Origin of the sequence: Streptosporangium sp. NPDC087985 (assembly GCF_044741965.1) — a bacterium.
Lineage (GTDB): Bacteria > Actinomycetota > Actinomycetes > Streptosporangiales > Streptosporangiaceae > Streptosporangium.
Window position 1 is genome coordinate 33,789 of the sequence record NZ_JBIUTQ010000008.1, and the last position, 20,731, is coordinate 54,519.

Annotated in this window: 16 protein-coding genes; 4 read left to right on the top strand and 12 right to left on the bottom strand. The window is 68.8% G+C overall.

The genetic code is table 11. The annotated features are described in order from the left end of the window. The first annotated feature begins 240 nt into the window (after positions 1–240). Entirely contained in the window at positions 241–1,422 is a 1,182-nt protein-coding gene (locus tag ACIN94_RS17650; protein ID WP_400706774.1) for an NADP-dependent malic enzyme, read from the top strand. Between the two features lie 242 nt (positions 1,423–1,664). Beyond that, positions 1,665–3,023: a hypothetical protein gene (locus ACIN94_RS17655; protein WP_400706777.1), complete on the top strand. Its 1,359-nt coding sequence runs from the start codon at positions 1,665–1,667 to the stop codon at positions 3,021–3,023. Between the two features lie 125 nt (positions 3,024–3,148). On the opposite strand, the gene ACIN94_RS17660 is transcribed toward ACIN94_RS17655, so the two are convergent. The 3 genes from ACIN94_RS17660 to ACIN94_RS17670 form a co-directional block, all read right to left on the bottom strand. Next, the gene (locus tag ACIN94_RS17660) at positions 3,149–4,702 is read right to left on the bottom strand and encodes a trypsin-like serine peptidase (protein WP_400706780.1); all 1,554 of its coding nucleotides are present in this window, start codon (positions 4,700–4,702) and stop codon (positions 3,149–3,151) included. Between the two features lie 526 nt (positions 4,703–5,228). Beyond that, positions 5,229–6,431 (bottom strand): trypsin-like serine peptidase, encoded by a 1,203-nt coding sequence (locus ACIN94_RS17665; RefSeq protein WP_400706783.1) that lies wholly within the window; start codon positions 6,429–6,431, stop codon positions 5,229–5,231. A 205-nt stretch (positions 6,432–6,636) separates the two neighbouring features. Then, positions 6,637–8,193, bottom strand: coding sequence for a hypothetical protein (locus tag ACIN94_RS17670; protein WP_400706786.1), 1,557 nt, complete (start codon positions 8,191–8,193; stop codon positions 6,637–6,639). A gap of 379 nt (positions 8,194–8,572) precedes the next feature. On the opposite strand from ACIN94_RS17670, the gene ACIN94_RS17675 reads away from it, so the two are divergent. Then, entirely contained in the window at positions 8,573–9,535 is a 963-nt protein-coding gene (locus ACIN94_RS17675; RefSeq protein ID WP_400706789.1) for a zinc-binding dehydrogenase, read from the top strand. 65 nt (positions 9,536–9,600) lie between these two features. Here ACIN94_RS17675 and ACIN94_RS17680 read toward each other — a convergent pair whose 3' ends face one another. From ACIN94_RS17680 to ACIN94_RS17710, 7 genes are all read right to left on the bottom strand, one after another. Beyond that, the gene (locus tag ACIN94_RS17680; protein WP_400706792.1) at positions 9,601–10,332 is read right to left on the bottom strand and encodes a helix-turn-helix transcriptional regulator; all 732 of its coding nucleotides are present in this window, start codon (positions 10,330–10,332) and stop codon (positions 9,601–9,603) included. Further along, positions 10,329–11,126, bottom strand: coding sequence for a DUF4097 family beta strand repeat-containing protein (locus ACIN94_RS17685; protein ID WP_400706795.1), 798 nt, complete (start codon positions 11,124–11,126; stop codon positions 10,329–10,331). Before ACIN94_RS17685 ends, ACIN94_RS17680 begins: the two co-directional genes overlap by 4 nt. A 71-nt stretch (positions 11,127–11,197) precedes the next feature. Then, a complete protein-coding gene (locus ACIN94_RS17690; RefSeq protein ID WP_400706798.1) occupies positions 11,198–11,374 on the bottom strand; it encodes a DUF6104 family protein in 177 nt (58 codons plus the stop codon). Positions 11,375–11,440: 66 nt separating this feature from the next. Then, positions 11,441–15,118 carry a multifunctional oxoglutarate decarboxylase/oxoglutarate dehydrogenase thiamine pyrophosphate-binding subunit/dihydrolipoyllysine-residue succinyltransferase subunit gene (locus ACIN94_RS17695; protein ID WP_400706801.1) on the bottom strand — a complete coding sequence of 1,226 codons (3,678 nt, stop codon included), beginning with the start codon at positions 15,116–15,118 and terminating at the stop codon, positions 11,441–11,443. A gap of 170 nt (positions 15,119–15,288) precedes the next feature. Further along, positions 15,289–15,954: a B3/4 domain-containing protein gene (locus ACIN94_RS17700; protein ID WP_400706804.1), complete on the bottom strand. Its 666-nt coding sequence runs from the start codon at positions 15,952–15,954 to the stop codon at positions 15,289–15,291. 27 nt (positions 15,955–15,981) lie between these two features. Then, positions 15,982–16,836: a bifunctional 5,10-methylenetetrahydrofolate dehydrogenase/5,10-methenyltetrahydrofolate cyclohydrolase gene (locus ACIN94_RS17705; RefSeq protein WP_400706807.1), complete on the bottom strand. Its 855-nt coding sequence runs from the start codon at positions 16,834–16,836 to the stop codon at positions 15,982–15,984. After that, positions 16,833–17,453, bottom strand: coding sequence for a cyclodeaminase/cyclohydrolase family protein (locus tag ACIN94_RS17710; protein ID WP_400706810.1), 621 nt, complete (start codon positions 17,451–17,453; stop codon positions 16,833–16,835). Before ACIN94_RS17710 ends, ACIN94_RS17705 begins: the two co-directional genes overlap by 4 nt. A gap of 400 nt (positions 17,454–17,853) precedes the next feature. Here ACIN94_RS17710 and tnpB point away from each other — a divergent pair, with 400 nt between their 5' ends. After that, positions 17,854–19,221: an IS607 family element RNA-guided endonuclease TnpB gene (gene tnpB, locus ACIN94_RS17715; RefSeq protein WP_400706813.1), complete on the top strand. Its 1,368-nt coding sequence runs from the start codon at positions 17,854–17,856 to the stop codon at positions 19,219–19,221. On the opposite strand, the gene ACIN94_RS17720 is transcribed toward tnpB, so the two are convergent. Together ACIN94_RS17720 and ACIN94_RS17725 are read right to left on the bottom strand one after the other, a co-directional pair. Further along, a complete protein-coding gene (locus ACIN94_RS17720; protein WP_400706816.1) occupies positions 19,205–19,399 on the bottom strand; it encodes a cellulase N-terminal Ig-like domain-containing protein in 195 nt (64 codons plus the stop codon). The genes tnpB and ACIN94_RS17720 overlap by 17 nt on opposite strands. 520 nt (positions 19,400–19,919) lie before the next feature. Then, positions 19,920–20,573: an FHA domain-containing protein gene (locus ACIN94_RS17725; RefSeq protein WP_400706820.1), complete on the bottom strand. Its 654-nt coding sequence runs from the start codon at positions 20,571–20,573 to the stop codon at positions 19,920–19,922. Between the last annotated feature and the right edge of the window lie 158 nt (positions 20,574–20,731).

The window sequence follows — 20,731 nt, forward strand, 5'->3', positions numbered from 1 at the left end:
TTACACGTGCGACGAGGCCACCACTGTGTAATGAAAGTAAGCGTCCCTGCCACCTGCCAGAGTCTCAACATGTGGCACAATCAACCCACGGGTGACCCCCGTACCCTCCAGCTCCAGACGACCGTTCCCAGCGAGCGAGCCCCGAGCGGCTACCGAAGCCGGGCCGCGCCTGGCGCGGTGTCTACAAAGGAACCATCCGTCTGAACTACAGGGGTCGCTGTGGCAGTCACACCGTCGTCCGTGTCTCTCGAAACACTCGAAGCACTCGATCTGGATCCGGCCTTCGCCCTGCATCGCGGCGGCAAGATGGAGGTCCGCTCCACCGTCCCGGTCCGCGACGCCGCCGATCTGGCGCTCGCCTACACCCCGGGTGTGGCCCGGGTCTGCACCGCGATCGCCGAGCGGCCCGAGCTCGTCAACGACTACACCTGGGTGTCCAAGGTGGTCGCCGTCGTCTCCGACGGCACCGCCGTGCTCGGCCTCGGTGACATCGGGCCCGCCGCCGCCATGCCGGTTATGGAGGGCAAGGCCCTGCTGTTCAAGCAGTTCGGAGGGGTCGACGCGGTGCCGATCTGCCTCGACTGCACCGATGTGGACGCGCTGGTCGAGACGGTGGTACGGCTCGCACCCTCCTTCGGCGGCATCAACCTGGAGGACATCAGCGCGCCCCGCTGCTTCGAGGTCGAGGACCGGCTGCGCGAGCTCCTGGACATCCCCGTCTTCCACGACGACCAGCACGGCACCGCGATCGTCGTGCTGGCGGCGCTCAGGAACGCGGCCCGGCTGACCGGCCGTCCGCTGGGTGACCTGCGGGCCGTGGTGGCGGGCGCCGGCGCGTCCGGCGTCGCGGTCAGCCGCATCCTGCTCAACGCGGGCATCGGCGACATCGCGGTCTCCGACTCCAAGGGCCTGATCCACCAGGACCGCGACGGGCTCAACCCGGTGAAGGAGGCCCTGGCGCGCGACACCAACCGGGCCGCTCTCCGGGGTTCCACGGAGGAGGCGCTGGCCGGGGCCGACGTGTTCGTCGGCCTGTCGGGTTCCACGGTGTCGGAGCGGGCCATCGCGTCGATGGCGTCCGGCTCCATCGTCTTCGCGCTGTCCAACCCCAATCCCGAGGTGCACCCGGAGATCGCCAGGAAGCACGCCCAGGTGGTGGCGACCGGCCGTTCCGACTTCCCGAACCAGATCAACAACGTGCTGGCCTTCCCCGGTGTCTTCCGGGGAGCGCTCGACGTCCGAGCCACCACCATCACCGAGAACATGAAGGTGGCCGCGGCCGAGGCGCTGGCCGCCGTGGTCGGCGATGACGATCTGTCGGCCGACTGCGTGATCCCCAGCCCGTTCGACGAGCGCGTCGCCCCGGCGGTCACCGCCGCGGTCGCCGCGCAGGCCCGCGCCGACGGAGTCGCCCGGATCTAGGTTTTCCACCGCCTCCGGAGGCCGTCCGCGACGACCCCGGCCCGTCTCCGCAGACGCCTCTCGCCCGATCGGGCGGGAGGCGTCTCTTAGTTTTGGGAAATTAAAAAAACGGTCACGGATCGTGCTATAAAAAAAGCTCTCCGTCACCTATCCGGGCAAGAGTGTGCAACGAGGGGCGGATACGGGCGCAGGGGGCGCGGCTGGCTGTTGGCGCTCCGGCGGTTCTCACGGTGAGGAGAGCGATGGAACGCGAGCCCAACCGATTGCTTCAGCGACTCATCGCCGAAGCGGGTTTCACGCACAAGGGGCTGTCCCGCAGGCTCAACGATCTCGGCGCCGCCCGGGGCCTCCCGGGTCCGAAACACGACCACGGCTCCGTCCTCCGCTGGATCGGCGGCCAACGGCCGAGAGATCCGGTCCCGGGACTGCTCGCAGAGATCTTCGCACTCCGGCTCGGCAGGTCGGTCAGCTCGGAAGACCTTGGTCTGCCGGTCGTCCCGACATCTCTCGACCTCGGCCAGGAGTTCACACACACATGGCAGGAGGGAATCGCGACCGTGACGGCGCTGTGGCGGGGAGATGTTGAGAGGCGCAGGTTCCTGATCGACTCGACCTTCGCGATCGGGGCCGGGTCCGCCGGCGCCCTACGCTGGCTGACCCTCCCGCTGGAGGGCCGCCCCGCCGCGGGTGGCGCCCGGCGGGTGGGCATGGCCGACATCGCCGCGATCCGGGAGGTGACCCGGTCCTTCGGCGAGCTGGACAACAGGTTCGGCGGTGGCCGGGTCCGCTCGGCAGTCGTGAAATATCTGGACACGGCGGTCGCACCGCTGCTCAGTGACGGCTCCTACAGCGGGAACACCGGCAGGGCGCTGGCGTCCGCCGCGGCCGAGCTGACCCGGCTGGCCGGGTGGATGGCCTACGACCTGGAACAGCACGGCCTGGCCCAGCGCTACCTGATCCAGGCGCTGCGGCTGGCCAGGGGAGCGGGGGACCACGGGTTCGGCGGGGAGATCCTCGCCGGGATGAGTCACCAGGCCCTGTACATAGGACAGCCCGCGCACGCCCTCGACCTGGCGCGGGCCGCCCAGCTGTCGGCCCGGCGCGCCGGTGTCTTCGCGCTGCTGGCCGAGACGCATGTGCTCGAGGCCCACGCGCACGCCCTGATGGACGACCGGGCCGCGTGTGGAAACTCCCTGCACGAGGCGGAGCGGGCCTTCGACCGGCGCCGGACCGGTGACGAGCCCGACTGGATCGCCTACTTCGACGAGGCCTACCTGTCGGCCAAGTTCGCCCACTGCTTCCGCGACCTGCGCGACGGGCCGGGGACCGTACGGCATGCGACGCGCTCGCTGGACATGGACGGGCGCTACGTCCGCGGGCGCATGTTCAACCTGTCGCTGCTCTCGGCGGGGCTGCTCGAATGCGGTGAGCTCGAACGGGCCTGCGTGGCCGCGGGCCAGGCGCTGGAGCTGGCGGGGGGCCTGCAGTCGGTCCGCACCCAGTCGTACGTGTCGGACCTGCGGCGGCGGCTGGACCCCTTCGCCGGTGAGCCGGCCGTGGTGGAGCTGAAGGAGCGGAGCCGGGAGCTCAGCATCGCCTGATGTTCCCTGGGGGAACGTGGGAGAAGTTCCGGACAAAGGCCGAGGGGCCCGGCAGAAGCCGGGCCCCTCGGGTGGAGCGGGGTGAGTTCGAGGTTTGGACCCCCGAGCTCAGGTGATCGTCAGAACTACTTGACGATCGAGCCGGACCAGGTGGCGGCAGCCTTGTTGTAGACAGCAGCGGTCTCACCGTCGAAGTACGGGGAGGTGCTGGTGTCGATGCGACCGTTGTTGTCCTGGTCGCCGAACAGGCTGGTCACGCCGTTGACGTAGCCGAGACGCTTGGCGTTGCTGTACTTGACGAGCCACGGGGCGCCGTCGGCGCCACGGGTCATCGAGCACTTGAGGCCAACGTGCTCCTCGACCTTCTCGGCCGCGGAGACGTACACCTTGCCGGAGGTCTTGCCGTAGCACCACTTCGGCGTAACGCCGGTGAAGGCCTTGTTGCCGTCGGGGTGCGCAGCCGCCGGGTAACCGAAGATGTAGACGGTCTGGCTGGTCTTCTGGTTCCAGGTGAAGCCCTGGCCGCCAACAGCGTCACCGAGGGCGCCGGTGTCCTTGATGAAACCGTCGGTGACGAAGTAGCGGAAGAGGACGTACTCGGTCTTGCTGTCCTTCTTGACGTACTTGACCACGTAGTAGTGCTGGATCTGGTAGTTGCCCTTGGCGTCAACGCTCTTGTAGCCGAGGCCGGTGTACGCGTCGTACACGGACTTGGTGACCGCCTCAGGGGCACCCAGCTTCACCTGGCTGCCAGCGGCGGCCTTGCCGGTCTTGCCGGGCTCGCCGCGCTTCTTGCCAGGCTTGCTGGGGGTGCCGTCAGCCTTGGGAGCGTCGTCCCAGGTCCACTTGTCAACCTCGACCTCGATGGCCTCGGCACCCGGGTAGTCCGGGCCAACCTCGTCCTGGGTGGCAAGGTTGCGGATCTCGCCCCGGGCGCCCTTCTGCAGCGCCTGGTCGTACTCCTTGAAGGTGTCGACCTTCGTCTCGGTGACTTCCTTCTTGCCGGTGGCGGCGGTGTAGTCAGCGAAGCTGACTTCCTTGTTGGAGCCGCCACCGATCTGGACACCGTTGTAAACGGTCACGAACGCGTAGTCGCGGTCGCGGTCGTTGAAGACGCTGTAGTCATAGTGGGTGTAGGCCGTCTTACCGACGAAGACGCCGTAAGGGGTCTTGCCCTGGTAGTAAGCGGGCACGAAGACCCACTTGTCCATGACGCTGGCGTTCTTCTTGTCGTCGTAGACGCAGTGACCGGCCGTGGCGACCAGGTTGCGGTACTTCGACTGGATCGAGGTGGCGGAGCACCAGTTCGTCGAACCGTCAGCGGCGACGAAGAACACCTTGCCGATGGTGCGCGGCAGGTTGATGTTCTTCACGACGGAGGAGGACTTCTTCTCCTCGCCGATGGGGGCGACGACGCCGGGCTTGCCGTCGGGGGTGTAGCCGCCGCTCGCCTTGAGCTTCGAGGCCGCGGTGGTCTCGTGGGAGTACGGCGTGGCCTTGCGGAGGGCGTCGGCGTTGGCGCCGAGCCAGAAGTTGGCGACCTCAGCCGCGGCCGGAGCGTCCTTGGCCATGGTGTCGGCGGCCCAGTCCGGGTTGGCGTTGGCGGTACCGGCAAGGCCGGCGGCCAGCATGCCGGTGGCGAGGATGGCGCCGCCGGCGGGGAGGAGGATGCGCTTCAAGGTAACTCCTTGGTCTGATGTGGAACGCTTCTTGCGTCCCATGCGTCAGTAAAGGGATAGCCAGAACATACAGTGCGGATCTTGAGGATCGGAAGCCGCTTTGGGGGGTAAGAACCCCATGCGCCGGGCCGTGACCATTCTGTGATGTTTAAGCGGCCGTGAAACCCTTGCCGTGCTTGGGGGTGGAGCACTGCGTTTCCGCAGATAGGCGTAAGTCTGTTGTAAATGTGACCGATGTGGCGTGAGTGCCCCGGTACGTTCAGTCACCATTGCGGTGTGACGCAGATCACACAGGATCAATGGCACCGATTTGGCGAGAGTCACGTCTAACGCGACCGATCCGCCGCCGAGACAGGGCCTCCGAGACCCCGGAAGGCCTTCAAATCAGGGGCTGCGCGCCTCTGGAAGGCCGCACAGCGGGGCCGGCATGACCCCGGAAACACGCGTGGGGCCCGGCGTCTGCCGGGCCCCACGGGGAGAGAGAAGGTCCGGCCCCCTCGTCCGGGGCCGGGTGGTCACCATGAGGTCATGGCGCCCGCTGGCTGTCCGCCCACCGGTAGACGTTGTAGGTGGACGCGATGAAGTACGGCGAGGAGATCAGGTCGTACCTCTGGTCGGCGTCGGTGTCCCACGCGAAGCTGTTGACGCCGTTGAGGTAGCCCAGGCCGGTGGCGGGGTTGTAGTTGACCAGCCAGGGGCCGCCGCTCGCCCCGCCGGTGAACTGGCACTTGAGCGCGATGCCCATCTCGACCAGCCAGGCGGGGGCCGTCCTCCTGATGGTGCGTCCGACGCACGACATCAGCTTCTGACCGTCGTACGGCCTGCTGCCGTCGATATGGGGGCCGGCGGGGTAACCGAAGGCGATGGTGGACTGGTTGATGCCGCGGTTGACCGCCAGGCCCTGCCCGCCGACGTTGTCCTCCAGGTTGCCCACGGGCTCCATCTCGTAGGTGTTCGCGGTCTTACCCGGCTTCCACCTGAACCCCTCGTGCACGTTGACGAAGGCGTAGTCGTAGTCGTAGTCCCCGCGGCCGACGAAGCTCTCGTGCAGGTTGATCGAGTGGCCGACGTAGATCCCGTACGGGGTGTTGCCCCTGTCGTAGCCGGGGATGAAGATCCAGTAGTCGGCGTGCCTGCCCTGCTTGGCGTCGTAGGCGCAGTGACCGGCCGTGGCGACCAGGCTGCGGCTCTGGGACGCCACCGCCGAGGCGGAGCACCAGTACTCCTTGTCGCCGATCCGGAAGAACACCTTGCCGGCGGTGGTCACCGGGGAGGTGCCGGTGGCCGGGGGAACCCGCTTGGGGAGGGTGGGCTGGACGGTCGGCGAGGTCTTGCCGGCGCTTCTGTACGCCGTGACGGTCGTGGCCGGGGAGCTCGTGGTCTCGCCGCCCGGCGCCGCGGTGGTGGCGCTGGCGCTGGCGGCCGTGCCGGTGGGCGTGGGAGGGGCGGGTACCGGTGAGGTGGTGCCGTTGCTGGGCTTGACCTCGGGTCTGGCCGGAGTGTTGTCCTGTGCCTGCTTGAGCCTGGCCGGGTTCCAGTACTCCGCGACCCGCTTCATGTCCGCGCTCGACTTGGTGAGCGTGATGGAGGTGATGCTGCTGGGCACCGCGCCGTAGGGATAGGCATGGGTGTCGGCCCCGGCTGCCCCGGCGTACGCGGACAGCACGAGCACACCGCTGGCGACGAGGGCGCCGAGGGTGGTCGTGAACCGCCGTGCGCGGGGGGACATGAGAGCTGTTTCCTTCGGGGGATCAGGAGGCGAGTGAGGGCCGCAGGGGGTATTTTTCCAGATCAACTGAGTTTTGGGCAGCTCAGTTCGGGGGTCTGCTTTACACCGTTATCTGATGAAGCTTGCCTTGCCAGGCGTAAGCACCCTGTCAAGGGGGGAGGCGCCCGGCGACAGCGGACCCCTCCCCACTCACGGCGTCCTGGCCCTAGGCGGGAAGCTTCCCGGTCCAGAGGTTGGCGGCGTGCTTGTAGATGCCGTAGGTCTCACCGTTGAAGTACGGGGTGGTGACCCGGTCGTAGCGGTTGTTCTTGTCGGTGTCGAGAGTCAGGCTCACGACGCCGTTGAGGTAGCCGGTCCGCTTGCTGCTCTTGTACTGCAGCAGGAAGGGACCACCGCTGGCGCCCGGGGTGAAGGCACACTTGATCGCCTGCTGCTCCTCGGCCTTGTAGGCCGAGACGACGGGCGCGGCAGCGGTCGTGCCGTAGCACCACTTCATGGTCTCACCGGAGTACGGCCTGTTGCCGTCCGGGTGGGCACCGGTCGGGTAGCCGAAGGTGAAGACCTTCTTGCCCAGCTTCTGGTTCCAGGTGAAGCCCTGGCCGCCGACGTTGTCGCCGAGACGGCCGGCGGAGGTCACCGTCGTGATGTAGTGACGGAAGATCACGTACTTCACGGACGCGGTCTTCTTGATGTACTTCACCACGTAGTAGCTGGTGATGGTGTAGTTACCGGACGCGTCGATCTTCCGGTAGCCCAGGCCCTTGTAGTCGTCGTACTCGGACTTGGTGACCTGCTCGACGCGGGACTCCACCTTGGAGCCGCTCTTGGGCCACGCGTCCTGGGCGAGCGGCTTGCCGTCGAGGGTGACCTGGTCGTCCTTCAGGCCGTAGACGTCGCCGGTGACCTTCTCCCAGGCCCACTTGTCAACCTCGGACGCGACCGCGAGGGCACCCTTGTACTGCGGGCCGACCTCGTCCTCGGAGGAGATGTCCTCGACCTTGCCGAGGCCGCCCTTCTGGGTCCACCTGTCGTAGGTCTCGAAGTCGACGGTCTGGGCGTCCTCGCGGCCCACGCCCTTCTTGTCGACGTGCGCCTTGTAGGTCTTGTAGTCGACTTCCTTCTCAGCCTGCTGCTTGATGCCGTCGTAGACGTTGACGAAGGCGTAGTCGTAGTCGTAGTCCTCGTAGACGGTGAAGTCGTCGTGGGTGTTGACCTTGGCGCCGACGTAGATGCCCCAGGGCGCCTTGCCCTGGTAGTAGCCGGGGATGAACACGAAGTTGTCGAACGGCTTGTTCGTGTCGGTGTCGTACACGCAGTGGCCCGCCGTGGCGACCAGGTTGCGGTACTTCGACTGCACCGAGGTGCCGGAGCACCAGCGCTGCTGGCCCTTGTCGTCGACGAAGAAGACCTTGCCCACGGTGATCGGGAGGTTCAGGTTCTTCGACTTGCCCGCGGACTTGCCGCCCTCACCGATCGGGGCGATGGCACCCGGCTTGCCGTCGGCGGCGGCCCTGGCAGCGCCGGTCTTCGTCAGCTTGGCCGAGAGGGTGGAGCCGGCGACGTAGCTCTTCGCCGACTTGAGCTTGGAGGACGTCCAGTAGCCCGCGATGGCCTTCGCGTTACCGGACGTGGTGAGCGCCGACGACTTGACGCCGGGCTTGGGCGCAGCCTGGGCGACACCGGCGAGAGGGGCGCCGATCATGGTGGCGGCCACGAGGGCACCACCGAGGGGGAGGACCAGGCGCTTGGTTCGGGAGTTCAATCTAGCTCCTTCTTTGTCGCAGGCCACTCGGGATGACCCGCGCATACGTAAAGAGACAAGAAGAGACCGTACTAGGTAAAGAACGGTTAAAGAGCTACAAATCGGGCATGCACTTTGACCGTTATGGGTTCGTTACCAAAATCATGGAACCGAACTTTCATGATCCACGTCTGATTCACCCGCGCGTGACGGGATGGGTGGACGCATGCCGTACACGGCTGTGACCTGCGAAAACGGAAGGGTCCGGTGGTGAGGCCCGGGTGCCTCGTCACGCCGGTCGGCCGGTTGGCCTGACGGCCGGCCGATGGACCCTCGATCCCCGGCCCGGCCGGGGTGGTGCGCCGTGAGGGGGCTCGGCCCGGAGGCGTAGGGTGCGGCCATGTTCGCCGTAACCGCCACACAGACCGATCCCGACAACCCCCTCGCCGGGCTCACGCTCGGTGAGCACCCCGAACCCGAGGTTCCCGACGGCTGGACCACCGTCACGGTGCGGGCTGCCGGGCTCAACCACCACGATCTGTGGACGCTCAAGGGCGTGGGCATCCGCCAGGACCGGCTGCCGATCGTGCTCGGCTGCGACGCCGCCGGCATCGATCAGGACGGCAACGAGGTCATCGTGCACTCGGTGATCGGCAGCGGTGCCGACGAGACGCTCGACCCCAGGCGCTCCCTGCTGTCGGAGGTCTACGACGGCACCTTCGCCGAGCGGGTGGCCGTGCCCCGGCGCAACCTGGTGCCCAAGCCCGCCGCGCTCAGTTTCGAGGAGGCGGCCTGCCTGCCCACCGCGTGGCTGACCGCCTACCGGATGCTGTTCGACAAGGCGGGGCTGGAGCCGGGCTCGACCGTGCTGGTCCAAGGCGCCGGAGGCGGCGTGGCCACGGCGCTGATCGCGCTGGGCCGGGCGGGCGGCTACCGGGTCTGGGCCACCAGCCGGTCGGAGAAGAAGAGGGCGCGGGCGCTCGACCTCGGCGCCGACCAGGTCTTCGAGAGCGGCGCCCGGCTGCCCGAGCGGGTCGACGCGGTCATGGAGACCGTCGGTCAGGCCACCTGGGACCATTCGCTGAAGGCGCTCCGGCCCGGCGGCCGGATCGTGGTCTCCGGCGCGACCAGCGGCGCCGTGCCGCCCGCAGATCTGAACCGGGTCTTCTTCCTGCAGCTCTCCGTGGTCGGCTCAACCATGGGCACCCGCGACCAGCTGGCCAGGCTGGTCCGGTTCCTGGAACAGACCGGCGCCCGCCCGGTGATCGACCGGACGCTCCCGCTGACCGAGGCCCGAGAGGGGTTCGCCGCCATGCACGAGGGTGACGTGTTCGGGAAGATCGTCTTCACCGGGGCAGGCTGAGCCCGATGCCCGCCGGGGCGCGGACCTCGGCAGCAGGAAGGGCGGGCGCGGGGCGCACAGCAGGATCATCGGAGCGCGTCTCGGATACGGCGGGCGGCGTCGTAGAGCGCGTCCTGCGCGGTGGCCAGGGTCTCCTCGGTCACCTGCGCCCCGCGCGCGTTCCCGCGGACCTCCTCGACGAACTCGGCCAGCATCTGCCCGAGCTGGGCGTCACTGGCGCGTGACCCGTGCCCGGTGAAGCCGTCGGCCCAGACGCGCTTCCACTCGTGCTTCCACTCGCGGGTCTGTCGCTGCCATTCCTGCTTCTGGAGCTGCCACTCACGCTTCTGGCGCTGCCACTCGGCCTTCTGCTCCCGCCAGGTCTCGCGGTGCTCCTCCTTGGCCTGCCGCTGCTCCTGCCGGACGCCCTGGCGCACGTCGCGCGCCATCTGGGTGAGCTCCTCGCGCAGCGACTTGACCGTGTCGCGCACGTCCTCCTTGACCTCGCGGGCGATGTCACGGACGGAGTCGGAGATCTCCTGCTCAAGGTCGGCGAGCTCGTCGAGCCGGGCGTTCAGCTCGTCGCGGCCCCGGTCGGTGATGGTGAAGACCTTCTTGCCGTCCACGACCTCATGGGTGACCAGGCCCTCCTCCTCCAGCCGGGCGAGGCGCGGGTAGATGGTGCCGGGCGAGGGCGAGTAGACGCCCAGGAACCTGTCCTGGAGCAGCCGGATCACCTCGTAGCCGTGGCGCGGGCTCTCCTGGAGCAGCTTGAGGAGGTAGAGCCGGAGCCGCCCGTGGCCGAAGACCGGGCTCATGCCTGCTCTCCCTTCAGTAGTGTGACGTCCGCCGAGACGGTGGCCGCCCACAGGGACGCCATGCCGCCGCCGATCCGGCCGGACAGCGACTTGGCGCCGGCCTGGCTGGAGTGGCTGAGCTCGGTGAAGGCGGTGTCGAGCCTGCCGGAGGTGGAGCGGATCGAGACGTCGGTCTCGACCCGGTGTGGCAGCCGGAGCATGATGGTGCCCGAGACGCTGTTCAGCGTCACGTGACCGGTCGGGGGGAGCTCCAGATCGGCGGTGATCCGGCCCGAGACTGTGGTGGCCCGCAGGCGGCGGGGCGTGCCCTGGGCCACGGTCAGCTCGCCCGAGATGCTCTTGAAGGACAGATCGCCGACCAGTCCCCGGCTCTCCACGCTGCCGGAGACGGTGTCGGCGTGGATCTCGCCGCTCACCCCGTCGAGCACGATCTCACCGGAGACGCTCCTGACCGAGGTGCGGTTCTCGAATCCGGCGACGACGGCTGAGGCGGAGACCACTCCCACGTTGACCGGGCAGTCCTTCGGCACGGTCAACGTCAGTGTCGTCTCCCGGCGGCCGGGGCGTAGCCAGCCGAGCAGGCCGTCCCAGGTCAGGTCCTTGTAGGTGACGGTGAGCGTGCCGTCGTCCTCGTGGGTGACGATCAGTGGCGGGTCGCCGACGTCGGTGACCTCAAGGGCGGGCGGGCCGTCGCTGGCCAGCACCGCCAGCCTCCCCGCCACGATCCGGACGTTGAGCTTGCTTACGGCCTCGAAGGTGAGCTGCTCGGGTTTCTCGATGGTCCACTGGCGCATGTTCGTGACCTCCTTGTGCAAGACACGATATGTCGCGTCATGCAAGGAGGTCAAGATATATCGTGTTTGCGTTACTCGTCCTCGTCGTCCAGCCGGGCCAGCCAGGTGGCCAGCCGTTCCACCGGGGTCTCGAAGTCGGGGTTCAGGTCGACGAACTCGCGCAGCCGCTCGGCCAGCCAGACGATGCTGACCTCCTCCTCGCCGCGGCGCTCGGCCAGCTCCTCGATGCCCCGATCGGTGAAGTACATCGTTCTCCTCGCAGTAACGGGGAAGTCCCCCACAGGGGCTCCTGTGGGGGACTTCCGGAGGTGTGCCTAGTTGAAGATCTCTCCCAGCATCTGCTGCAGCTCCGCCTCGTGCGCGGAGTGCGAACCCGTCGCGGGGGAGGAGTTCGCCTTGCGGGAGACCCGCCTGATCTGACGTCCGCCGAACGTGTCGGGGCTCTCGGCCAGCTTCAGCGTCAGGAACGGCCACGGGCCCATGTTGATCGGCTCGTCCTGCGCCCACACCAGCTCGACACCGTCGGGGTAGCGCCCCAGCTCGGCCGCGAGCGGGTTCGCCGGGAACGGGTAGAGACGCTCCAGCCGGACGATCGCCACGTCTGTACGGCCCTGCGCGTCACGCGCCGCCGCCAGGTCGTAGTAGATCTTTCCGGAGCAGAGCACGACCTTGCGGACCCCGGCCGGATTCACCGTGGTGTCGCCGAGCACCGGCCGGAACGAGCCGGAGGTGAACTCGCTGACCGGCGAGACCGCCGCCTTGTGCCGGAGCAGCGACTTGGGCGTGAACACCACCAGCGGACGGTGCCGGTTCGACTTCGTCTGCCAGCGCAGCAGGTGGAAGTAGTTGGCCGGCAACGTGGGCTGGGCCACGGTCATGTTGTCGTAGGCGCACATCTGCAGGAAGCGCTCGATCCGGGCCGAGGAGTGGTCCGGGCCCTGGCCCTCGTAGCCGTGCGGCAGCAGCAGGGTGACGCCGGAGCGCTGGCCCCACTTCTGCTCGCCCGCGGTGATGTACTCGTCGATCACGGACTGGGCGCCGTTGACGAAGTCGCCGAACTGGGCCTCCCAGGCGACCAGGGCATCGGTACGCTCCACGCTGTAGCCGTACTCGAAGCCGAGCGCGGCGTACTCGCTGAGCAGCGAGTCGTAGACGTAGAACTTCGTGGTGCCCTGGTTGAACGCCTTGAGCGGGGTGTGCTCGTCGCCGGTGACGCGGTCCACCAGCACGGCGTGCCGCTGGACGAAGGTGCCGCGCCGGGAGTCCTGGCCGACCAGGCGGACCGGGTGGCCGTCGATCAGCAGCGATCCGAAGGCGAGGGTCTCGCCCATGCCCCAGTCGATGCGGTCCTCGGCCACCATCTGGCCGCGGCGCTGCAGCACCGGCAGCAGGCGCGGGTGGACGGTGAAGCCCTCCGGCAGGTTGAGCTGGGTCTCCACGATCCGCTTGACGGTCTCCTCGGAGATCCCCGTCGGGGTGTCCTCGTGCGACCAGGGGACGCTGTCCACTTCGACCGGGCGGGCGAACTCGCCGGTCGTCTCCTTGGAGACCTGGCGGGTCTCGGCGAAGGCGTTCTCCAGCTTGGCCTGGTAGTCGCGGAGCGCGCTCTCGGCCTCCTCCACCGTGATGTCGCCCCGGCCGATCAGCGCCTCGGTGTAGAGCTTGCGGGTGGACCGCTTGGCGTCGATCAGGTCGTACATCAGCGGCTGGGTGAAGCTCGGGTTGTCGGCCTCGTTGTGGCCGCGGCGGCGGTAACAGATCAGGTCGATCACGACGTCCTTGCGGAACGCCTGACGGTACTCGAACGCCAGCTTGCCGACCCGGACCACGGCCTCGGGGTCGTCCCCGTTGACGTGGAAGATCGGGGCCTGGATCATCCGGGCCACGTCGGTGGCGTACACGCTGGAGCGCGAGGAGGCCGGCGAGGTGGTGAAGCCGACCTGGTTGTTGACCACGATGTGGACGGTGCCGCCGGTGCGGTAACCCCGGAGCTGCGACAGGTTCAGGGTCTCGGCCACCACGCCCTGGCCGGCGAAGGCCGCGTCGCCGTGGACGAGCACGGGCAGGACGCTGAAGCCCTCCTCGCCGCGCTCCAGCAGGTCCTGCTTGGCGCGGACCACGCCCTCCAGGACCGGGTCGACCGTCTCCAGGTGCGAGGGGTTGGCCACGACCGAGGTCTTGAGCTTGCTGCCGTCGGGTGAGATGAAGTCACCGGTGGCGCCCAGGTGGTACTTGACGTCGCCGGAGCCGTGCGCCGTCCGCGGGTCGATGTTGCCCTCGAACTCGCCGAAGATCTGGCCGTAGGACTTGCCCACGATGTTGGCCAGGACGTTCAGCCGGCCGCGGTGGGCCATGCCGATGACGGACTCGTCGAGGTCGTCCTCCGCGGCGGCGGAGAGCACCGAGTCGAGCAGCGGGATCAGCGACTCGCCGCCCTCCAGCGAGAAGCGCTTCTGGCCGACGAACTTGGTCTGCAGGAACGTCTCGAACGCCTCGGCGGTGTTGAGCCGCTCCAGGACGCGCAGCTGCTCCTCGCGGTCGGGCTTGGCGTGGGGACGCTCCACCCGGGCCTGGATCCAGGCGCGCTCCTCGGGGTTCTGCATGTGCATGTACTCCACGCCGATGGTGCGGCAGTAGGAGTCACGCAGCACGCCGAGGATCTCGCGCAGCTTCATCAGGGGACGGCCGCCGAAGCCGCCGGTGGCGAACTCGCGCTCCAGGTCCCACAGGGTCAGCCCGTGCGACTTGATGTCGAGGTCGGGGTGCTTGCGCTGCTTGTACTCCAGCGGGTCGGTGTCGGCCATCAGGTGGCCGCGGACCCGGAAGGCGTGGATCAGCTCTATGACCCTGGCCGACTTGGCCACGTCGTCGTCGTGCGTGGTCGAGATGTCCTGGACCCAGCGGACCGGCTCGTAGGGGATCCGGAGGGCCTCGAAGATCTCGTCGTAGAAGCCGTCCTCGCCCAGCAGCAGCCGGTGGACCTGGCGCAGGAAGTCACCCGACTGGGCACCCTGGATGATCCGGTGGTCGTAGGTGCTGGTGAGCGTCATGACCTTGCTCACCGCGAGGCGGGAGAGCGTGTCGGGGGAGGCGCCCTGGTACTCCGCGGGGTACTCCATCGCGCCGACGCCGATGATCGTGCCCTGCCCCTGCATCAGGCGCGGCACCGAGTGGACGGTGCCGATCGTGCCGGGGTTGGTCAGCGAGATCGTGGTGCCGGCGAAGTCGTCGACGCCGAGCTTGCCCGACCTGGCCTTGCGCACGACATCCTCGTACGCCACCCAGAACTGGCGGAAGTCCATGCCCTCGGTCGCCTTGATCGACGGCACCAGGAGCTGCCGGGTGCCGTCGCTCTTCGCGATGTCGATGGCCAGGCCGAAGTTGACGTGCTCGGGCTTGACCAGCGCCGGCTTGCCGTCGACCTCGGCGTAGGAGTAGTTCATCTCCGGCAGGGCCTTGAGGGCCTTGACGACCGCGTAACCGATCAGGTGCGTGAACGACACCTTGCCGCCGCGACCGCGCGACAGATGGTTGTTGATCACGATCCGGTTGTCGATGAGCAGCTTCGCCGGGACAGCGCGCACGCTGGTCGCTGTCGGAACGTTGAGGCTGGCCTCCATGTTGACCGCGGTTCTGGCGGCCGCGCCACGGAGTCGGATTTCCTCGGCACCGGCGGGCAACTGCGTCTCCTGCTTGGGCTTGTCCGCCGGAGCGGTCGTGGTGACCGTGGCCTTCGGCGCGGGGGTTACCGGAACGGCGGCCGGGGTTGCCGGAGCCGCAGCGGGGGGTGGAGTGACGGGTGCGGCGACGGCCGCCCCCGGGGGCGCGGCTCTGCCGGCCCCGGAATCAGGGGTGTAATCAGCGAAGAAGTTCCACCAGGCACGGTCCACAGACTCGGGATCCTGGAGGTACTTCTGGTACAACTCGTCGACAAGCCATTCGTTCTGACCAAAGGCTGCCAGCGGGTTTGTCCGCGACGACTCAGACGACACGGCGGAAATCGCCCTCTTCCGCAGATCGGCGTTGATGATAGAGAACTTGTCCAAGGCTACTCGCCCGGACCCGGACCTGCGCCAGTCTGACCGCAGCTCGCGGCCTGATCCTCCCAGGTAGGTCCAGAGCGGTTACCCTCTAGGGGTATATCTGGAGGGTGTGAACTCGCTCACACACGGTCCACGAGCCGGGACTCGATCCGGATGCCGGGAGTGATTGCCCGGAGTGACTCCGCCAGTTCGCTCCCCGCCGCGTCCAGCTCCGCGAGCGACATGGGTGCGAGCCGCTCCAGCAGGAACAGCGCGTCCGTGGTCTCCTCGGTGATCCGGGTGCGCACGCACTGCCGCCAGTTCCAGCGCCGGCAGGTGGCGCCCCTGTCATCCCGCCAGATGACCTCGCCGATCTCGGGATGGTCGGTCGCGGGCTCGCCCTTTTCGACGATCTCGAAGGGCTCGTCTCCGGCGGCGCGGACCAGCCGGGCCGTCCCCTCGTAGTGGCCCAGGTCCTCCCCGCCGATCGGCAGCCCGTGCCTGACGCTGACCGCGTTGTAGGTGTCGACCACCAGGTTGATCTCCGGCAGCGGCATCCGCCGGACCAGCGCGTCCACAGACGGCCTGGTCCGCTGCGGCTTCGCCCCGAATGTCCGGTAGGCCTCCCGCCACGCCTCGACCTTCGGATCGTCGGTGCTCACGGCGTCGTCGGCCGCCTCGGCCAGCCAGGCCCGGGACCTGTCGTCCGTCGGTCCGTTGCGCAGGCCGTACACGCCCATCACCAGGACCGCGAAGTCCGGCCTGAGCGCGTGGACGGCGGGGTCCACCCAGATGTCCTCAATCACGGGCCTCAGTTTAGGCCGGTGGGCGCCTCACCGGTCGAGGGCGGCGGAGGCCGCCTCCACCGTGTGCCGCAGCAGCAACGCGGTGGTCACCGGCCCGACCCCGCCCGGTACGGGGGTCAGCGCCCCGGCCTTCCCCGTGACGGAGGCGGCGTCCACGTCGCCCACCAGGCCGCCGTCCTCGGTCGGGTTGGTGCCCACGTCGACCACCACGGCGCCGGCCCGCACATGCTCGGCGGTGATCAGCCCGGCACGGCCGACCGCGGCCACCACCACGTCGGCGGCGGAGGTGACGGCGGCCAGGTCCCCCGTGCGCGAATGGCAGACGGTGACGGTGGCGTTCCTGTTCAGCAGCAGGTGGGCGGCGGGCTTGCCGACCACGGTGGACCGGCCGACCACCGCCACGTGCCGTCCGGTCAGCTCGACCCCGTGGTGGTCCAGGATCGCCACCACGGCCTCGGCGGTCGCCGGGGCGAACGCCGGGAGCCCCGAGGCCAGCCGCCCCAGGGACAGCGGATTGGCGCCGTCGACGTCTTTTTCGAACGCGATGGCCGAGGCCAGGTCCTCCAGTTTGGCCCCGTCCGGCAGCGGCGTCTGCAGGATGACGCCATGCACGCTCTCGTCGGCGGACAGCGCGGCCAGCCTGTGGCGGATGTCATCCGGGGAGGCGCCGGTGCCGAGGTCGACGATGTCGCAGGCGATGCCGGCCTTCTCCGCGGCCCCGGCGATCGAGCGGACGTACCAGGCGCTGGACTCGTCCGCCGTCGCGACGACGACCGCGAGCTTCGGCGGCGTCCCGGCCTCGGCGAGCTCGGCCGCCTGGGCGGCGGCGCCGGCACGGATCGCGGCGGCGAGTTCCCTGCCGGACAGGACGGTGGCGCTCACCGGCCGATCTCCTCGCGGACGGCCGCGGTGACCCGTTCGGCGCGGCCGGCGATGTCGTCGACCTTGCCGGCCTCGGCGGCCAGCTCGGCGCGGGCCCGCTCGTCCTTGATGCCGCCGAGGTTGATCTCGACGTTCACCCGGGCGGTGGTCGCCGCCGCGCGGGCGGCCTCGGTGGCGGCGGCGATGTCGGTGATGACGTTGCGGTTGCCGATCGGCAGGAGTTCCTCGGCCAGCTCGACAACGGCCCGGGCGACGGCGATGACCTCGGCCGGGGGCTTGCCCGCGCCGATCAGAGCCGTGGCGATGGCGGCCGACCGGGCGGCCCCGGCCGCGTCGGTGTCCTTGGGCAGCTTGTAGGCGTCGGTGACGGCGGTGAACGCCGCCGCGTCGTCTTCGGCCAGCCGTAGCGCCGAAGAGCGCAGCTCGTCGGTCTCGCCGATGATCCGCTCGATGGCCGGCCTGTGCTCGGCGTACTTCTCGCCGGTGCTGTAGCGGGCGACCATCCCCAGTAGTGCAGCGGCCTGCGCGGCGTGCAGGGCCGCCGACGCGCCGCCGCCCGGGGCCGGCACGCGGTCGGCGAGCCGGGCCAGGAAGTCACTGATCTTCTCGTCGCGCATGAGCGCTCGTCCTCCGGTCGATGGGATCACGGCACCATCGAAATCCTCCCACGCCCCGGCCCTCCGGCCCGTGACCGGGGACGGCCGCTCCCCGGGGGAGGGGGCGGCCGTCCGTCCGGGGTCAACGGCAGACCGCTCCGCTGAGGAGGAACTGCTCGGGGCCGGGGTTGTGAACCGCTGATTGTTTCATCAGCGTTTATCAGTTCTTCTCTGGATTCTTCCGTCCAGTGGGGTGGGTGACCGGCGCTTGGAGTGGTGGGGTACCGAAGGGGCCCGCGGGCGGTGCGAGGGTGCGGTGTGGGCTTTTCCGCCGGTCCGGTGGCTGTCGATCACCTCCCGAAGGTAAGCTCACCGTCATCGGTTGACAGCGGTGAGTAAAGAGCGGGGTGGGGGTGGGGTGGTGCGGGTCCATCAGGCCTACTGCTACGCCCTGGACCCCACCCCCGAGCAGGCCGTGGCGCTGGCCTCGCACTGCGGGGCGTCCCGGTATGCGTTCAACTGGGCTCTGGGCCGGGTCAAGGTGGCGCTGGAGCAGCGGGAGGCCGAGAAGACCTACGGCGTTGCCGCCGAGCTGCTGACCGAGGTGCCGTGGTCGCTGTACGGCTTGCGCAAGGTGTGGAATGCCACCAAGGGTGGGGTGGCACCGTGGTGGGCGGAGCACTCCAAGGAGGCCTACAACACCGGCCTGGACGGTCTGGCGCGGGCGTTGAAGAACTGGTCGGCCTCCCGCCAGGGCACCCGCAAAGGCAAAAAGGTTGGCTTCCCCAGGTTCAAGTCCAAGCACCGCACCACCCCGTCGTGCCGGTTCACCACCGGGACCATCCGCGTCGAGGCCGACCGCCGCCACGTCACCCTGCCCCGGCTGGGCACCATCAAGACGTGTGAGTCCACCCGCAAACTGGCCCGGCATCTGGAGCGCGGCACCGGCCGGATCCTGTCGGCCACCGTCCGCCTGCAGTGCGGCCGCTGGTCGGTATCCTTCACCTGCGAGATCGACCGCACCGACCGCGCCCCGGCCCGGCCGGACACGGTGGTCGGGGTGGACCTGGGAGTGAAGAACCTCGCCGTGCTGTCCACCGGCGACGTCGCCCCCCACCCCAAACACCACCGCTCGGCGCTGCGCAAGCTGCGCCGGTTGAACAAGCAGCTGGCCCGCCGCACCGGCCCGCGTACCCCCGACGGCGGCCGGCAGGAGCCGTCAAAGCGGTGGCGCAAGGCCAAGGCCGCACTCGGCAGGGCGCACGCCCGCGTGGCCCACCAGCGGCGCGACGGCCTGCACAAGCTGACCACCCGCCTGGCCACGACGTACGGCACGGTCGTGGTGGAGGACCTACATGTGGCCGGGATGCTCGCCAACCGGTGCCTGGCCCGGGCGGTGGCCGACACCGGCATGGCCGAGGTCCGGCGGCAGCTCACCTACAAGACCGGCTGGAGCGGTGGCCGGCTGGTCGTGGCCGACCGCTGGTATCCGTCGAGTAAGACGTGTTCGGGTTGTGGTGTGGTGAAAGCCAAGCTCGCCCTGTCCGAACGCACCTTCACCTGCGCGGCGTGTGGTCTGGTCCTGGACCGGGACCTGAACGCCGCCCGTAATCTGGCCGCGTTGGCGGCCGGCGTCGCCCAGAGTTGCGGGGAGACGCAAAACGCCCGTGGAGGAGCGGTAAGACCCGGCGCCCGCGCCGGGCACGCCCCGGTGAAACGGGAACCCCGGCAACGGGGAACGCTGCCCCGGCAACGCGGCAGCTCGCTGACTCTCACCGAGAAACACTGAGAATCAGCGAACGGTAGTAGAACTTCAGCGCGTTGGTCCGCAGCCGCTGGTAGAAGTCGCCGTCGAGGTCGAAGGGGCGGCTGGTCTCGCCGTCGGCCTCCAGCGTGTAGCCGGTGCCGGGGATGGTGACCGAGCCGAAGTCGATCGAGTGCACGTTCTGGCCCGAGCTCTCGTCCACTCCCCGGGGAGTGGTGGTCCCGGTCGCGACGCCGCGGAGCCCTTCCTGAGATTCCAGGTCACGGCCTCGGTCCTGTCGGTGACAAGGGTGGCGTTCTTCGGGCCCGTGGGCAGGTAGCCGACCATGTTCACCCGGACACGCGGGCCGGTGTCCGGCGTGTAGACGTCGGGCTCGGCGCCGCCCTTGAGTGAGACGTTGTCCACGCAGAACCTCCAGGGGGTGGCGCTGCCGCCGAGCTGGAACGCCACCTGGGCGTTGGGCAGATCGACGGGGGAGGTCTGTAGTCGTTGCCGGACACGCTGAGCTCGGGGTCCTTCGGGCGGGGTGTGATCAGGTGTTGACGGTTATGTGGGAGCGCTCCCACTGGCAATGCGCCGATGTTTCCAGCGCGTTCCCACTCCGTCAATGAGCCGTCTCTCGACCTCTTGGCCCGACCGGCCGAATGACCGATTTGCCCGATGAAACTTTCACGCCGGACGAGGTCCGCAGCCGATCTCGGACCGCAACCGCCCGGTGCGCGTCAGGACGCCCGGCGGCCGGCGGCGGTCGCCGGTGCCGAAGGCTCGGGAGTGCCGGTCGCGCGCTGCGGAGGCACCACCGGGGTGGGCCTGACCAGGCCCAGGGCGACGACCTCGTTGGCCAGCCTGGTGCGTCGGTTGGTCCCCTCGGGGATCCTGAACTTCTGGTAGAGGCGGAGCAGGTGCTGCTTGACCGCGGCCTCCGTCACCACCAGATCGTCGGCGATCTCCCGCGCGGTGGCGGGTGCGACGAACGCCTCGTCCGACAGCGCCGGACGGCACAGCGACGTCAGCACATCGACCTCCCGCCTGGTCAGCTCCGGAGCCGCCGCCCGGCGGAGCTCGACCTCGGGGACGAAGTCCTCGCGTGGGACTCCGCCGATCCTGCCCCGCGCGGCGCCGAAGGAGACGACGTCACCGTCGTCGAGCACCCTCCGGGCGATCGGCCTGCCGTTCACCCGTGTGCCGTTGCGGGACAGGCCCAGATCAACGACATACAGGTAGGGCCCGCGCCGGACGAATTCCGCGTGCAGCCGGGAAACACTTGGATCGGTGAGCCGGATGTCAACTCCCCGGCCACGTCCGATCGTCGTGATCTCGGGGCGCAACGGGATCACTTCACCGGTGTCCTCGATGCGTATGAACGGCCCCTCCACGGCAGTTCCTCCCCAGGTAGCCCGCCGTAACTATTCCTACAGCTCCGGCTTACCCAAACGAGGTGATGGGGAATCGCCTTTGCCAGAAGGAGAATCCTCCGTGAAATTGGCCGGAGCCTCTCGGGAGGGTTTCCCCTGCTCACGGGTAGACTGCGGGC

Coding starts and splice junctions, on each gene's coding strand:
- ACIN94_RS17655 (WP_400706777.1), top strand. CDS start 1,665: ATGGAACGCGAGCCCAACCGATTGCTTCAGCGACTCATCGCCGAAGCG.
- ACIN94_RS17675 (WP_400706789.1), top strand. CDS start 8,573: ATGTTCGCCGTAACCGCCACACAGACCGATCCCGACAACCCCCTCGCC.
- ACIN94_RS17685 (WP_400706795.1), bottom strand. CDS start 11,126: ATGCGCCAGTGGACCATCGAGAAACCCGAGCAGCTCACCTTCGAGGCC.
- ACIN94_RS17665 (WP_400706783.1), bottom strand. CDS start 6,431: ATGTCCCCCCGCGCACGGCGGTTCACGACCACCCTCGGCGCCCTCGTC.
- ACIN94_RS17690 (WP_400706798.1), bottom strand. CDS start 11,374: ATGTACTTCACCGATCGGGGCATCGAGGAGCTGGCCGAGCGCCGCGGC.
- ACIN94_RS17710 (WP_400706810.1), bottom strand. CDS start 17,453: ATGCGCGACGAGAAGATCAGTGACTTCCTGGCCCGGCTCGCCGACCGC.
- ACIN94_RS17680 (WP_400706792.1), bottom strand. CDS start 10,332: ATGAGCCCGGTCTTCGGCCACGGGCGGCTCCGGCTCTACCTCCTCAAG.